Annotated in this window: 13 protein-coding genes; 4 read left to right on the forward strand and 9 right to left on the reverse strand. The window is 74.9% G+C overall.

What is annotated here, in order from left to right:
- Positions 1-214: 214 nt before the first annotated feature.
- The gene (locus tag AC0B61_RS07915) at positions 215-1,048 is read left to right on the forward strand and encodes a methyltransferase domain-containing protein (protein ID WP_471739723.1); all 834 of its coding nucleotides are present in this window, start codon (positions 215-217) and stop codon (positions 1,046-1,048) included.
- A gap of 203 nt (positions 1,049-1,251) precedes the next feature.
- Here the strand turns inward: AC0B61_RS07915 and AC0B61_RS07920 are convergent, their stop codons facing one another.
- The gene (locus AC0B61_RS07920) at positions 1,252-1,815 is read right to left on the reverse strand and encodes an O-acetyl-ADP-ribose deacetylase (RefSeq protein WP_471739724.1); all 564 of its coding nucleotides are present in this window, start codon (positions 1,813-1,815) and stop codon (positions 1,252-1,254) included.
- A gap of 236 nt (positions 1,816-2,051) precedes the next feature.
- Between AC0B61_RS07920 and AC0B61_RS07925 the strand changes: the two genes are divergently transcribed.
- Positions 2,052-3,605, forward strand: a complete 1,554-nt coding sequence (locus tag AC0B61_RS07925) for a PP2C family protein-serine/threonine phosphatase (protein WP_471739725.1) — start codon at positions 2,052-2,054, stop codon at positions 3,603-3,605.
- Positions 3,606-3,730: 125 nt separating this feature from the next.
- Here the strand turns inward: AC0B61_RS07925 and AC0B61_RS07930 are convergent, their stop codons facing one another.
- From AC0B61_RS07930 to AC0B61_RS07940, 3 genes are all read right to left on the reverse strand, one after another.
- Positions 3,731-4,072 (reverse strand): DUF2516 family protein, encoded by a 342-nt coding sequence (locus AC0B61_RS07930; protein ID WP_471739726.1) that lies wholly within the window; start codon positions 4,070-4,072, stop codon positions 3,731-3,733.
- Between the two features lie 122 nt (positions 4,073-4,194).
- Positions 4,195-4,737 carry a hypothetical protein gene (locus AC0B61_RS07935; protein ID WP_471739727.1) on the reverse strand — a complete coding sequence of 181 codons (543 nt, stop codon included), beginning with the start codon at positions 4,735-4,737 and terminating at the stop codon, positions 4,195-4,197.
- 2 nt (positions 4,738-4,739) lie between these two features.
- Entirely contained in the window at positions 4,740-5,147 is a 408-nt protein-coding gene (locus AC0B61_RS07940) for a helix-turn-helix domain-containing protein (RefSeq protein WP_471739728.1), read from the reverse strand.
- 328 nt (positions 5,148-5,475) lie between these two features.
- On the opposite strand from AC0B61_RS07940, the gene AC0B61_RS07945 reads away from it, so the two are divergent.
- Entirely contained in the window at positions 5,476-5,973 is a 498-nt protein-coding gene (locus AC0B61_RS07945) for a hypothetical protein (RefSeq protein ID WP_471739729.1), read from the forward strand.
- A gap of 75 nt (positions 5,974-6,048) precedes the next feature.
- Here the strand turns inward: AC0B61_RS07945 and AC0B61_RS07950 are convergent, their stop codons facing one another.
- The 4 genes from AC0B61_RS07950 to AC0B61_RS07965 are packed head-to-tail and all read right to left on the reverse strand — an operon-like array spanning position 6,049 to position 11,748.
- The gene (locus AC0B61_RS07950; protein ID WP_471739730.1) at positions 6,049-7,158 is read right to left on the reverse strand and encodes a DNA polymerase III subunit beta family protein; all 1,110 of its coding nucleotides are present in this window, start codon (positions 7,156-7,158) and stop codon (positions 6,049-6,051) included.
- Positions 7,159-7,192: 34 nt separating this feature from the next.
- On the reverse strand, positions 7,193-8,194 hold the full coding sequence (locus AC0B61_RS07955; RefSeq protein ID WP_471739731.1) for an RNA polymerase sigma-70 factor: 1,002 nt from the start codon (positions 8,192-8,194) through the stop codon (positions 7,193-7,195).
- A gap of 34 nt (positions 8,195-8,228) precedes the next feature.
- Positions 8,229-8,447: a hypothetical protein gene (locus tag AC0B61_RS07960; RefSeq protein ID WP_471739732.1), complete on the reverse strand. Its 219-nt coding sequence runs from the start codon at positions 8,445-8,447 to the stop codon at positions 8,229-8,231.
- Positions 8,448-8,478: 31 nt separating this feature from the next.
- On the reverse strand, positions 8,479-11,748 hold the full coding sequence (locus AC0B61_RS07965) for a DEAD/DEAH box helicase (protein WP_471739733.1): 3,270 nt from the start codon (positions 11,746-11,748) through the stop codon (positions 8,479-8,481).
- 183 nt (positions 11,749-11,931) lie between these two features.
- Here AC0B61_RS07965 and AC0B61_RS07970 point away from each other — a divergent pair, with 183 nt between their 5' ends.
- A complete protein-coding gene (locus AC0B61_RS07970) occupies positions 11,932-12,543 on the forward strand; it encodes a YceI family protein (protein WP_471739734.1) in 612 nt (203 codons plus the stop codon).
- A 162-nt stretch (positions 12,544-12,705) separates the two neighbouring features.
- Here AC0B61_RS07970 and AC0B61_RS07975 read toward each other — a convergent pair whose 3' ends face one another.
- Positions 12,706-13,674 carry a LysR family transcriptional regulator gene (locus AC0B61_RS07975; protein ID WP_471739735.1) on the reverse strand — a complete coding sequence of 323 codons (969 nt, stop codon included), beginning with the start codon at positions 13,672-13,674 and terminating at the stop codon, positions 12,706-12,708.
- Positions 13,675-13,737 lie beyond the last annotated feature (63 nt).

Consider the following 13,737-nt stretch of genomic DNA (forward strand, 5'->3'; position numbering starts at 1 on the left):
CTGGCTGAAGCCTCCTCTGTGCGGCCCGTCAAAGCGGTCCGCGTCCGGGCCGCCCGCTGTCCGGTGTGCGCTGCCCCGTCCGGGCACACATCACCACCAGGATGCCAACCACGCGGGCGGCGTCCGGCATTCCCGGCCCGCCCCACGAGCCGTACGGACCGGCGTCGCCCCTGGTCAGCGCGGTGCCGCCGGCGCCCCGACTACCCTTCTGGGCATGGCTGCCTCCTTCGACCCCGCGACCGCCGCGCCCGCCCGCGGGCGGACCGGACGCCCCGTGGGGACCGTCACCCGGGGCACCACCAACACCAACCGGCTGCGCCGGATGGACCGCTGGATCGCCCACGCCCTGGGCGGGACGCTGCGCGCCGCCGGCCGCCCGCCGGTCGCGGTGGACCTCGGCTACGGCGCCGCCCCGTGGACGGCCGTCGAGCTGGCCGGGCGGCTGCGCGCGGTGCGCCCGGACGTCCGGGTGGTCGGGATCGAGATCGAGCCGGAGCGGGTCGCGGCCGCGCTGCCGTACGCCGAGCCGCCGCTGCTCACCTTCCGGCGCGGCGGCTTCGAGGTACCGCTGGACGGCGGCGTACCGGCCCAGCTGATCCGGGCGGCCAACGTGCTGCGGCAGTACGACGAGTCGGCGGTGGCCGGGGTCTGGGAGCGGCTGTGCGCGCGACTCGCCCCGGACGGCCTGCTGGTCGAGGGCACCTGCGACGAGATCGGACGGCGGCACGTCTGGGTCGCGCTCGGCCCGGAGGGGCCCCGGACGGTGACCTTCGCGGTCCGGCTGGGCGGCCTCGGCCAGCCCTCCGACCTGGCCGAACGGCTGCCGAAGGCGCTGATCCACCACAACGTGCCGGGCCGGCCGGTGCACGCCTTCCTGACCGACTTCGACCGGGCCTGGGCGGCGGCCGCGCCGTACGGCGCGTTCGGCGCGCGGCAGCGCTGGGTGGCCGCCTGCACGGCACTGACGGGCAGTTGGCCACTGGTGGACGCGCGGGGGCGCTGGCGGCAGGGCGAGGTCACGCTGCCCTGGTCGGCGCTCGCGCCGTAGCCGCCCGGTGGTGGCCGGGGCGAACGGGAGCTGGTGAGCGATCCGACGCATTCACTCGAACGAGTTATCGAATATCTCTGGCGCGTTGACGCCTCGTCACGCGACGATGGATCCCACCGGGCGGTGGCACCACACGCCGCCCGGTACGCACCGCGCCCCGCCCAGGCCACTCCCGTCCTGTCGTGTCCCGTCCTGTCCCGCCGTCAGCCGTCCCGCCCGAGCAGTTCCTCTCGGGCCCGCTCGAACACCTCGTACATCTCCGACCCGAACAGCACGAACCGCACCTCCGCCAGCTCCGCACCCGCCTCCGCGTCACCGCCGCCCAACACCCGCGCGACGGTGGCCAGCGCGATCCGGGCCGCGTCCGCGGGCGGCCAGCCGTAGATCCCGGCCGACACGGCCGGGAAGGCCACCGTGCGCGCGCCCAGCTCCGCGGCGGTGCGCAGCGACTCGCGATAGCAGGAGGCCAGCAACTCCGCCCGTTCCTCGTACTCCTCCGCCCGGTACACCGGCCCGACGGTGTGCACCACCCACCGGGCCGGGAGCCGTCCGGCCGTCGTCGCCACCGCACGCCCGGTGGGCAACCCCTTGCCCCAGTGCGAGGCGCGCAGCCGACGGCAGTCCGCCAGGATCTCCGGCCCGCCCCTGCGGTGGATCGCACCGTCCACCCCGCCACCCCCCAACAAGGACGAGTTGGCGGCGTTCACCACCACGTCCACCTGCTGTTCCGTGATGTCACCCTCGACCAGGGTGATCCGTGCCACCATCGTCTGCCTCCTTCCCCGCCCCGCGCGGCAGCCGCCGGGACGGGCATCCGAGCCGCCGTCCGAGTCCGATCACCGCACCGCCACCGGCGTGGCAATAACCACAACGGCGCCGGTCGGCCCGAGAAATCCCCGGAGATCACGTTATGGTCGCGAGAAGTTCCCCGACGCACGGTGCCAGGCGGGCACTGCGGACGGACATCGACCGTTACGCAGTCGGGGAAAGGGAGGAACGACCGATGCCCGCAACGGGAGACGGGCGGGCACCTGGTGCCGCGGACCTGCCGGGCGCCCATGGCGGCGCCCCCGTCGGCCATGCCCGCAACCGCCCCGCCACGACCGGCCAGGCGACGGCGACTCCCCCGATACCCCACCCCCGCTCGCAGGCGGTCCGGGCCGCGCACGCCGCCCACCCGTCCCACGTCTCCGAGGTGCCGTCGAGGCCCGGCCCCGACAGCCCCGCCGAGGGCGGCACGCCGCTGCGGCTCCTGGTCATCGAGGACGACGCGTCGGACGCCCAGCTGATCAAGGCAGCGGTGGCCGACAGCGGCGCCTCGATCGAGATCCACTGGGCCCGCGGCCTCGACCAGGCCGCCGGACTGCTCGCCCCGTCCGCGCTCTCCAGCCGGCGCGGCCGCGCCCGCGGCCCCGAATTCGGGTGCGTGCTGCTCGACCTCGCCGCGCCCGCCGACCTGCCGCGCCCGGCCGACCCCTCCGACTCCGCCAACTCCTTCGGCTCTGCTGGCTCCACCGGCTCCACCGACGGCCTGGAAGGCCTGCACGAGCTGCTCCGCCGGGCCCCGCACACACCCGTCGTGGTGCTCACCGACGCCGCCGGAGCCGAACTCGGCGCGGCCGCCGTCGCCGCCGGCGCCCAGGACTTCCTGATCAAGAACGAGACGGACGGCCCGCTGCTCGCCCGCGCGCTGCGCTACGCCGTCGAACGCAAGCGCGCCGACGAGTCCCAGCGCCGCCTGGTCGAAGCCGAGCTGCGCGGCCAGGAGAACGCCCGCCTCCAACGCCACCTGCTGCCCACCCCGCTGCTCGACGGCGCCGGGCTCTCCTTCACCCGCCGCTACCGCCCCGGCCGCCGCCGCGCCCTGCTCGGCGGCGACTTCTACGACGCCGTGCGCACCGACGACGGCACCGTCCACGTCGTGATCGGCGACGTCTGCGGCCACGGCCCCGACGAAGCCGCGCTCGGCGTCGCACTCCGGATAGCGTGGCGCACCCTGGTCTTCGCGGGCCTCACCGGCGAGGCCCTGCTCACCACCCTCCAACACGTGCTGGAACACGAGCGGCGCAGCGACGAGATCTTCGCGACGCTCTGCATGCTCGTCATCGAACCCGGCGGCACCGGCGGCCTCGACTCGCTCGGCTCCGGCGAGCGGGCCCGGCTTTACCTCGCCGGGCACCCGGCGCCGCTGCTGCTCGGCCGCGACCACCAGCCGGTCTCCTTGCCGGCCGACTACGCCGGGCCCGCGCTCGGCCTGCTGCCGTGCCACGACGGGCAGGCCGCCTGGCCCGCCCAGGAGATCGAACTCCGGCCCGGCTGGCGGCTGTTGCTCTACACCGACGGGCTGATCGAGGGCCGGGTCGGGGCCGGCTCCCGGCGCCTGGGCCAGGACGGGCTCGCGGACCTGATCGGCGACCACCAAGCCGCCGGGCTGACCCGGGGGCGGCTGATCGACAGCGCCATCGCCGAGGTCGAGGAGCTGAACGGCGGCGCGCTGACCGACGACGTCGCGGTGCTGCTGCTGGAGCGCAACCCGGTGCAGCTGATCCTCGGCTGACAGTCGGGCGGGCGGGCCCGCGGGTGGCCGCGCAGGCAGGCACGCGGGCCGACAGGCAGGCGGACAAGCGGCGGCCCGGGCGGGTGAACTCACCGCCCGGGCCGCCGTCTTGTCCGCCGCTCCGCCTACCAGGGCCCGTACGGGCCGGTGTTGCTCCGGCCGCCGCCTCCGGTCAGCGCCCGGATCGCGGGGCGGACGTCCACCACGTAGACGATCGAGGCGACCAGGCCGGCCAGGGTGCCGATGCCGGTGAAGAAGTTCACCCCGAACAGGAAGTCCCAGCCGAAGGAGATCGCGAGGATCACGATCCAGAACCCCTTGGTCTTCTTGTCCGCCGCCCGGTAGGCGTCCTCGCGGCGGGTGGCCGCGTCGACCAGGGCGAACAGCTTGTAGGCCAGGATGGCGATCGTCGCCCACCAGATCGGGTTCAGGTAGGAAAAGGCCAGAATCTGGAGCACTCCGACCATCACGATCTCCTCTGTCTCTCGAACTCCGGCGCTTCGATCGCCGCCCATCCTGGCACGGCGGCCGTCCGCACCGCGGTCAACGTCCCGTGGTCACCGAATGTGCCCCCGTCAGCGGTCCCCACTCACTCCGAGTCGGCGGCAGCGGCCTTCCGGGCCCGGGCGGACTTCTTCGGCGTCGGCTCGGCGGCGCCGTCCTCCACCAGCTCGGCCTCCACCAGTTCGACCTCGACCGGCTCCTCGGCCGGGCGGGCGCCCCCGATCGGACCGGCGGCCTCGGCCGGCGTGGCGGGGCGGGCCTTGTCCACGGCGACCTTGCCGCGCTCGGCCAGCTCGTCGTACGTCTCCTTGGCCTTCACCGCCAACTCGACCGCACGGGCCACCTGCTGCAGCGCGAAGCCCTGAGCCCGCTCCTGCAGCGCCTTGAGATCGGTCGGCAGGGTCGTGACCGCCTCGCTGACCTTGGCCGGCGCCCCGACCAGCAGCGACTGCGCCTCCTGGAGCCTGGCGGTGGCCTTCTCCTGCGCGCCCCTGCGGTCCGCCGCCAGCGCCTCGACCTTGCCCGGCACCTCCCGCAGCTTCTCGTACGCGAGGTCCCCGGCACCGGCCAGGGCGTACAGCGGGGTGGGGTCGCTGAGGGTCTTCTTGATGTCGTCGGTGATAGGCATGGCTACCGGTCCTCCCGGTGGGTGTTCTGGGTGGCTGAGTCGTCGGTCGTCGCACCGGAGGCCGGAGCGGCGTTCTCCTTGAGGAAGGCGTCGTAGACCGCGAGCAGCGCCTGCTTCTGCCGCTCGTTGATCAGCGGATCGGCCAGGATCGAGGCCCGCAGTTCCAGGCCCTCGCCCCGCCGCTCCTCCAGGATCCCGGCCTGGACGTACAGCGTCTCCGCCGAGATCCGCAGCGCCTTGGCGATCTGCTGCAGGATCTCCGCGCTCGGCTTGCGCAGCCCGCGCTCGATCTGGCTGAGGTACGGGTTGGACACGCCTGCGGCCTCCGCCAGCTGCCGCAGCGAGTACTGCGCGTTGCGGCGCTGCTCCCGGATGTACTCGCCCAGCGAGGCGACGTTGAGTGAGGCCATGCAGACAGCGTGCAGCACCCTGCTTGCATTTGCAAGCAGGGTGCTAGCGGGAGCAACCGCGACGGCGGGGCGGGGGCGTGTCCGCTGGTCGGCCACTCCGCGGTCGACGGCTGCGCCACCTCGGCCTCGGCCGGAGAGCGCCATGTCGGCGGCGGCGACGCCTACCGGTCGCTAGGCTTCTGCCACAACCAATGGGCCAGCCAAGGGACTTCGACACATGTGGCGATCCAACCGACTCGTGGGCGCGGTAGTTCTCCTCACGGCCGGCCTCGCGACCGCGTGCACTGGGGGTGGCACCGCGGCTCAAGGGGAAGACGGGCCGTGGGTCTTGAACGGGATCGCCGCCACGTCTGCCGGTGAGTCGATCCAGCGCAGCATCGACGCGCCGCCCTCCAAGGGGACGGCGAAAGTTCTTGGGGTCGCCGTGATTTCGGGCACCGACGTGGTCCTCTTCGTGCGGGGCGGAGCCTGCCAGGTGGCGTTCCTGCCGGACTCGCTGACCGAGCCGACCGCGGCCGCTCCGACGTCGTTCGGATCGTCCCGGCCGGCCGGCCGCACCGGCTTCTCGGACGCCCATCAGGAATTCCCCGGGACGGTTCTCGAAGGGAAATACACCCTGGCGACATCCCGACTGGAGCCCTTCGAATTCGCGACCGTCGGATGCTCCGAAAAGGCGATGACAGTCAGAATCGAAGGGATCGGGGAATCGGCTCCGATCCGGAAGAAGTCAGGTGACTCGCTGTTGTTCTGGCGAGAAGCCGAGGACGCGGTGCTCGTCGTTGGCCTCCCGGAGGGCGTCCATCGGCCGGCTCCGGGCGTCGGTTGAGTGTGGCGGCAGCCCGCAGCCGGTCTGGGGTTCGCCGTCGCTGAGGTGGGCCGGCCACTGAGGCGGGCCGGCCGGTCAGGCGGACTCGGGCAGGCGGATGGGCATCAGGACGGAGAAGGTGCCCGCGCGGCCCGGGGTGCGGATGGCCAACGGTGCGATGGGGCCGCCGAGTTCGAGCAGGAGTTGTTCGGGCCGACCGGCGTCGAGGGCGTCGAGGAGGAAGTCCCGGTTGACGGCCAGTCGGAAGCCGTCGGGGGTGGGTTCGGCGGCGACGGTCAGGCGGCCGTCGCCGGTCAGGGTGAGGACGGTGACCGCGCAGTCGGCGCCGTCCGGGCCGGAGGGCAGGGTGCGGGTGGCGCCGGTCTCGACGGCGGCGCGCAGTTCGGCGGCGGCGAGGGTGATCCGGTGCTCGGGTTCGAGCCTGGTGAGGGCGCGGTGGTCGGGGTAGTCGAAGTCCGGGGCGGCGCCCTCGATGCGGTGGGCCCCGGCTTCGGCGCGGACCAGACCGCTGCCGAGGGTGAGCCTCACCTCCGCAGCACCCGCGCCCGCGCCCGCGCCGAGCAGCGCGCGTAGGGCGTCCACCAGTGGGGTCGGCACGATCGTGCCGGTCGCAGGCCGCTCGGGCGTGTCGCCGGTGGCGGGCACCTCGGCGAAGGCCATCCGGTAGCGGTCGGTGGCGACCAGGCGCAGCACCGGACCGTCCGGCTCGAACAGCACGCCGGCGAGGGAGGGCAGCTCCGGGTCGCCGCAGACCGCGAAGCGGACCGCGTCCAGGGCGGCGGCCAGGGCCTCGGCCGGGACGGTGAGGCGCAGGTCGGCGGGGGTGGTGGGCATCGGTTGCTCCCTCTGGTCGATCATCGCGTGGATCAGGGAGAGCTCGCGGCGGGCGTCGGCCAGGCCGTCCTCCAGCCGCCGCAGGTGCGCGTCCAGCACCCGCCGGGCCTCGCCGCCGGCGGGCGCGGCGCCGAGCACCGCGCGGATGCCGGCCAGCGGCAGGCCGACCCGGCGGAGCCGGGCCAGCAGCCGGGCGTCGGCGAGCTGGCCGGGGCGGTACCAGCGGTAGCCGGTCTGCGGGTCGACCCAGGCCGGGGTGAGCACCTCGGCGCCGTCGTAGTAGCGCAGGGTGCCGACGCCGAGGCCGCTGGCGCGGGCCAGCTCGCCGATGCTGTGCAGCTCGCTCTCCATGCGGGTGACTCTGCGGGCTCGACCTGGTCGAGGGTCAAGCCCGCTCGGCGGCGCCGCCGGAGCCGCCGGAGCCGGCGGGGGCGGCGGGAGCGGCGGGAGCGGGGGCGGGGGCGGGGGCTGAAGGGCCGGGGTCGGTGGGGTGGGTGAGGTGGGCGAGCTTGTGCGGGTTGCGGACGGCGCGGATCGCGGAGATCAGGAGCGTGCCGTCCGCCCCCTCGACGAAGTCGAACACCGAGACGGAGTCGACCGCGCCGTCCACGGTGATCAGCAGCCCGGGCTCGCCGTTGACCAGGACGGGCCGGACGGCAGCGCCCTCGCCCAGCCGGCCGAGCACGCCGAGGGCGAAGCGGGCGACGTTCTCGGCGCCGGTGACCGGCCGCAGCGCCGCGCGGATCACCCCGCCGCCGTCGCTCCAGGTCGTGACGTCCGGGGCGAGGAGTTCGAGCATCCGGTGGAGGGCGCCGCCGGCGCAGGCCGCCAGGAACTCGTCGGTGGCCCGGCGGCGCAGCTGGGGCGGCGCGTCGTAGCGGGGGCGGCGGGCGCGGACGTGCGCCCGGGCGCGGCTGCCGACCTGGCGGCAGGCGGTCTCGGTACGGTCCAGCGCCTCGGCGATCTCCTGGTAGCTGAAGCCGAAAGCCTCCTTGAGGACGAACACCGCCCGCTCCAGGGGGGACAGGCTCTCCAGCACCACGAGCAGGGCGAGCGACACGGTCTCGGCGCGCTCGACGCCGTCGGTCGCGTCCGGCTCGGCGACCAGCGGCTCGGGCAGCCACGGGCCGACGTAGGACTCGCGGCGGACGGCGGCCGAGTCCAGCCGGTTGAGGGCGAGGTTGGTGACCGTACGGGCCAGGAAGCCGCTGGGGCTGGCGACCGGGCCGGTGACGCCGCTCCAGCGCAGCCAGGCGTCCTGGACCAGGTCCTCGGCGTCGGCGACGCTGCCGAGCATCCGGTAGGCGATGCCGAAGACCATCCGCCGGTGCTGCTCGAAGTCGGCCAGCCGGGTGGCGGCCGCTCCGGACTCGTGGGTGTCGGTCACCCTCGGGACGCTATCGCACGGTAGCCGCGGCCCCTCAGCCGCGGAAGGCGTCGTACGCGGGGGCGAGCAGGACGGCGAGATCACGGCCGTGGACGGTGATGCCGGAGCGGCCGAGGCGGCGCAGCGAGGACTCGTCCGGTTCATCCAGGTCGTCCGGTTCGTTCGGTTCTCGCTCGGGTGGGGCGGGGCGCAGGGTGAAGTCGCCGCGCCAGTAGGCGGCGACGTGGACCATCGGGGCCGGCTGCTCGGTCATGCGCTCTCCCGGGCTCATACGTCCTCCTCGGTCATGCGTCCTCCTCGGCGACGGCGTCCTCCCGGGTGAGGGCGACCAGTTCGCGCAGGTCCCCGAGTGGCAGGTCGGTGAGCCAGCGCTCCCCCTCCCCCACCACCGTCTCGGCCAACGAGCGCTTGGCGGCGAGGAGTTCGTCGATCCGCTCCTCGACGGTGCCGACGCAGACCAGCCGGCGGACCTGGACGTCCCGGCGCTGGCCGATCCGGAAGGCGCGGTCGGTGGCCTGCTCCTCGACCGCCGGGTTCCACCAACGGTCCAGATGGATCACCTGGTTGGCAGCGGTCAGGTTGAGGCCGGTGCCGCCGGCCCGCAGCGAGAGCAGGAACACCCTTGGCCCGTCCGGTGATTGGAAACGATCGACCAACTCCTCGCGGCGCGCCCGAGCCACGCCGCCGTGCAGGTAGAGCACCTCCTCGCCGAGCCGGTGCTCCAGGTACGGGCGGAGCATCGTGCCGAACTCGGCGTACTGGGTGAAGACCAGCGTCCGGTCACCCTCGGCCAGCGCCTCCTCCAGCAGCTCGGCCAGCCGGGCGACCTTGCCCGAACGCTCGCCCAACGCCGATCCGTCGTGCAGGAGTTGGGCCGGATGGTTGCAGACCTGCTTGAGCTTGCCGATCGCCGCCAGGACCGTGCCGCGCCGCTCCACGCCCTTGATCCCCTCGACCCGCCGCAGCAGGTCGGCGACCACCGCCTGGTAGAGGCCGGCCTGTTCGGCGGTGAGGTTGCACCAGACGGTCATCTCCTGCTTGGCGGGCAGGTCGGCCGCCACCGCCGGGTCGGACTTGAGCCGACGCAGCACGAACGGGGCGGTGCGGCGCCGGAGTTCGGCGGTGCGCTCGGGACTGCGGTGCAGCTCGACCGGGATCGCGTACCGCTCCTTGAAGCGCTCGGCCGGACCGAGCAGGCCCGGGTTGGCGAAGTCCAGGACGGCGTGCAGTTCGGAGAGCCGGTTCTCCACCGGGGTGCCGGTCAGCGCGATCCGGTGGCGGGTGACGGGCAGGGCGCGGATCGCCCGGGACTGCGCGGTGCCGGTGTTCTTGATGTGCTGGGCCTCGTCGGCGACCACCCGGCGCCAGCGGATCCTCCGCAGGGCGGGGAGGTCGCGCTGGACCAGCCCGTAGGTGGTGATGACCAGATCCATGCCGCTTACGGCTTGGGCGAGTTGCTCCGCGCCGAGGCGGCCGGAGCCGTGGTGGACGTACCGCCGCAGGGCGGGGGCGAAGCGCTCGGCCTCGCGCTGCCAGTTGCCGACCAGGGACATCGGGCAGACCAGCAGGGTGGGGCCGGTGGCTGGCTCGGTCGGTACGGCCTGCTCGGCCTGCTCGGCGGCCAGCAGGGCGAGGGTCTGCACGGTCTTGCCGAGGCCCATGTCATCGGCGAGGACGGCGCCGAGGCCGAGGCCGGACATCGTCCGCAGCCAGGCCAGCCCGCGCTCCTGGTACGGGCGCAGGACCGCGCGGAAGTCCGGGGGCAGCACCGGGGCGGGCCCGGCGTCGGCCCGCCCGGCGAGCAGGTCGCCCAGGGGGCCGTCCGCCCGGACGGACGTGACGGGCAGCCCGGCGACCGTGGCCTGCGGGTCGAGGGCGAGCCGCAGCAGGTCGGCGGTGGCGGGCACGTCGTCGCGCCGGGTGGCGAGGAAGTCGAGCGCGGCGGCGATCTGCGCCGGGTCGGCCTCCAGCCAGGTGCCCCGCACCCGGACCAAGCCCTGCTTGGCGGCGGCCAGTTCGGCCAGTTCCTGCTCAGTCAGGGGCGCCCCGTCCGGGCCGAGCGCGGCCTGCCAGCGGAAGGCGACCACGGCGTCCCGGTCCACCTGGCCGGTGGTCGCGAGCGCGCCGGGCGCGGGTGGGGTGGTGGCGCGCAGGGCGAGCCCGAGCCGGGGGCGGCGGCGCCACCAGGCGGGGAGCAGCACGCCGAAGCCGTCCTCGGCGAGGGCGGGCGCGGCGGTGCGCAGGAAGTCCAGCGCGCCCGCCCGGTCGAGCGGCAGGGCCGACGGGCGGGAGCGGTGGCGCAGCCCGTCCAGGGCGGCCCAGCGGTGGGCGGCCCGGGCGAGTTCGGCGACCAGGACGTCGGTCGGGTCGGCCGCCGGGGCGGCGGCTGGGGCTGCGGCTGGGTTGGCAACTGGGCGTGCGACAGGGTCGGCGGTCTTGCGGGCGAGGGCGGCGTACCCGGCGCCGCCCTCGTGCAGGTCGGCGGCACGGATCAACAGGGACGGCTCGTCCACCGCCTGGAGCAGGAACTCCAGCTGCCAGGCGTCGTCGGACAGGCGGCCCTCGGGGTCGTCGTCGCCGGAGCCGAGCGGCTCGACCAGGCGGAAGCAGAGCCGCAGCGCGGGGTGGGCGGGCGCGGCGGCCGCGTACCAGGCGGCGACGCGGCGACGCAGTTCGGCGAAGTCCTCGGGCGGAACGCCGTCGAGGCCGCCGCCGGGACCGCTGCCGGAGCCGCCGTCGAGGTCGCCGCCGGGGGCGGCAAGGGGGGCGGCGAGGGCGTGCAGCCACCGCTCGGCTGCCCCCGCGCCGGGTTCGGCCGCTCCCGGGAAGGGGAAGTGCGTGTCGGCCAGGGCGGCGCGGGCTTCGGCGTCCACCAATGCCTCCAGCACGGAGTCCAGCAGTGCCTCCCCGGTGCCGGCGCCGTGCGGCCATTCCCCGAGCAGGACCGGCGGGCAGCCCGCCGCCAGCGCGGCGGCCTCGCGGCGGCCGGCCGAGGTCGGGTCGGGCCGCCAGCGGGCCTGCGGGCGGCCGTCGGCCAGGACCGGGAGCGGCAGCACCCGGCCCCGGCCGACCGTCCGCCAGGCGAGGTCGTGCGCCCCGGTGAGCCAGCGCAGTGAGGGACCGTGGACGACCTCGACGCGCCCGGCGCCGGGCAGGTCGGTGCTGGTGACGGCCCAGTGCGGGTCGAAGACCTCGCCGAGCAGTTGGGCGGCGTCCCCGGCCTCGAAGAGCAGCGCCGGCACCCGCCAGGGGGCGAGCACCGCGCCGCCGCGCGGCGGTGTGACCGGCAGGTCGGGCGAGGGTGCGGGGGCGGCGCCGACGGTGGGCAGCAGGAGGGTGGCCCAGCGCTCGGGGGCCTGGCCGGCGAGCCAGCCGAGGCCGGGGCCGATGCCGCCGAGCACGGCGGCGAGTTCGCCGGCCGGGCAGGCGTAGGGGTGGGCGCGCGGGGCGGGGCGGTCGGGCTGCGGCCTGGCGGCGCCGGGGTGGGCGTGGGCGTCCTCGGCCCAGAGCGCCAGCCGTCCGTCCGCCCGCCAGAGTGCGTGCAGGACGAACATCGGGAGCCTTCCGGGCTGGTGGAAGCGGTTGTTCGCAGCCTAGCCGGGAGGGCCGACAGGACCGGTCGGCTGAGCCGTTCGGGGGATCTCCGACGAGCATGGTTGAAAGTTGAACGAAACTGCCCTACGCTGGAGCCAACAAGTTGAAGCCTAAACAAATGGCTTCGGACCCGAGGAGGAGCCATGGGCCTGTTCAACCGCACCAAGACGACCACCCCCGCCACCACCGCCGTCCAGACCCAGGCAGGCCCGGACCTCGCCCACCTGACCGGCGACTGGGCGATCGACACCACGCACAGCGAGGTCGCGTTCTCGGTGCGCCACGCCATGGTCACCAACGTCAAGGGCCGCTTCACCGAGTACGACGGCAAGCTGCACCTCGACGGCAGCACCCCCGGCAACTCCTCGGCCGAACTGGTCATCAAGGTCGCGAGCGTCGACACCAACCAGGCCCAGCGCGACGAGCACCTGCGCACCGGCGACTTCTTCGCCGCCGAGACCCACCCGGAGATCCGCTTCCGCAGCACCTCCACCGAGCGGGTCGGCGACGACGCGTACCGGATGGCCGGCGAGCTCACCATCAAGGGCACCACCCGCCCGGTCGTGCTGGACCTGGAGTACACCGGCAGCGCCATCGACGCGTACGGCGCCCAGCGGGTCGGCTTCGAGGGCAAGGCCGTCGTCGACCGCACCGACTTCGGCCTGACCTACAACGCCGCCCTGGAGACCGGCGGCGTCCTGATCGGCGAGAAGGTCAAGCTCAGCTTCGACATCTCCGCCGTCAAGGCCGCCTGACCGGGCGCCCGACCGGGCGGGACCGCCCCGCCCCCCATGAGCACCGCCCCTGCCTATCCCCCCGAGGCAGGGGCGGTCCCGTTCCCGGGCGCGCCCCTCATGCGCGTCATGCGCCTGCCCCGCGCGCGCCGCTCCCGCACCCGTCCCCTCGCGTGTTTCCCGTCAACCGGCCGGCAGCAGCGCCGCGTCCACCGCCGGCAGCCAGCTGCCCGGCGGCCGGCGCAGCCAGCCCTCGGCCGCGCCCAGCTCGCCCGCCGCGGCTGCCAGCGCGCGCAGCCCCGGGTGCCGTTCGCCGGGCCGGTGCACCAGGCTGACCAGGCTCAGCGGCACCGGGTCCACCAGCGGCACGTTGACCGTGCCCGGGATCCTCGGGCCGCCGACCGTGGTCAGCATCGGGTCGCCGTGCCGGGCCAGGTAGCGGGCGGTCTCGTCCACGCCCACCGGCGGGACGTACGGGTCCGCCGCCGTCAGGCCGTGCTCGCGCAACAGCCGGATGCCGAGGTCGGCCCACTCGGTGGTGGCCGGGTTGCCCGCGCAGATGTCGACGGGGTGCCCCACCAGCTCGGCCGGACGCAGCCCGGAACGCCCTGCCAGCGGATGGGTGTCCGCCATCATCACCGAGATCCGCTCCAACCGGACGGGCAGCTGGACGAGTTGGCCGCGCACCGGGGCGGGCAGTCCGGCAAAGCGGCCGAAGGAGGCGTCCAGCCGGTGGGTCAGCAGTTCGGCGGCGGCCGCGGCCAGCCCGCCGTGGAAGCGGGCCAGCAGCTCCCCCTCGGGCCAGGCGGCGCGGGCCCGTTCGAGCACCCGGTCGGCGGTGAGGTCCGGGCCGGTGACGTCGCTGTTGAGGTCGAGCAGCAGCGGCCGGGCGGCGGCCCCGGCGAGGATCTCGTCGTGCAGGGCGAGGAGTCGGCGCGCCCGGGGCAGCAGCCGCTGCCCGGCCGGGGTGAGGTCGACGCTGCGGGTGGTGCGGGTGAACAGCGCGTCGCCGAGTAGCCCCTCCAGGGTCCGGACGTCCCGGCTGAGGGCCTGCTGGGCGATGTGCAGTTGCTCGGCGGCCCGGCCGAAGTGCAGGGTCTCGGCGGTCGCTACGAAGCCGCGGAGCAGGCGGGGGTGCAGGTCACGGGGCATGGACGGCAGATTAACAACAGTGTGTTGTGAGTGCGGCGGAACGGGTGTTGGACGGCCGGCACC

Source organism: Kitasatospora sp. NPDC023385, assembly GCF_055664045.1.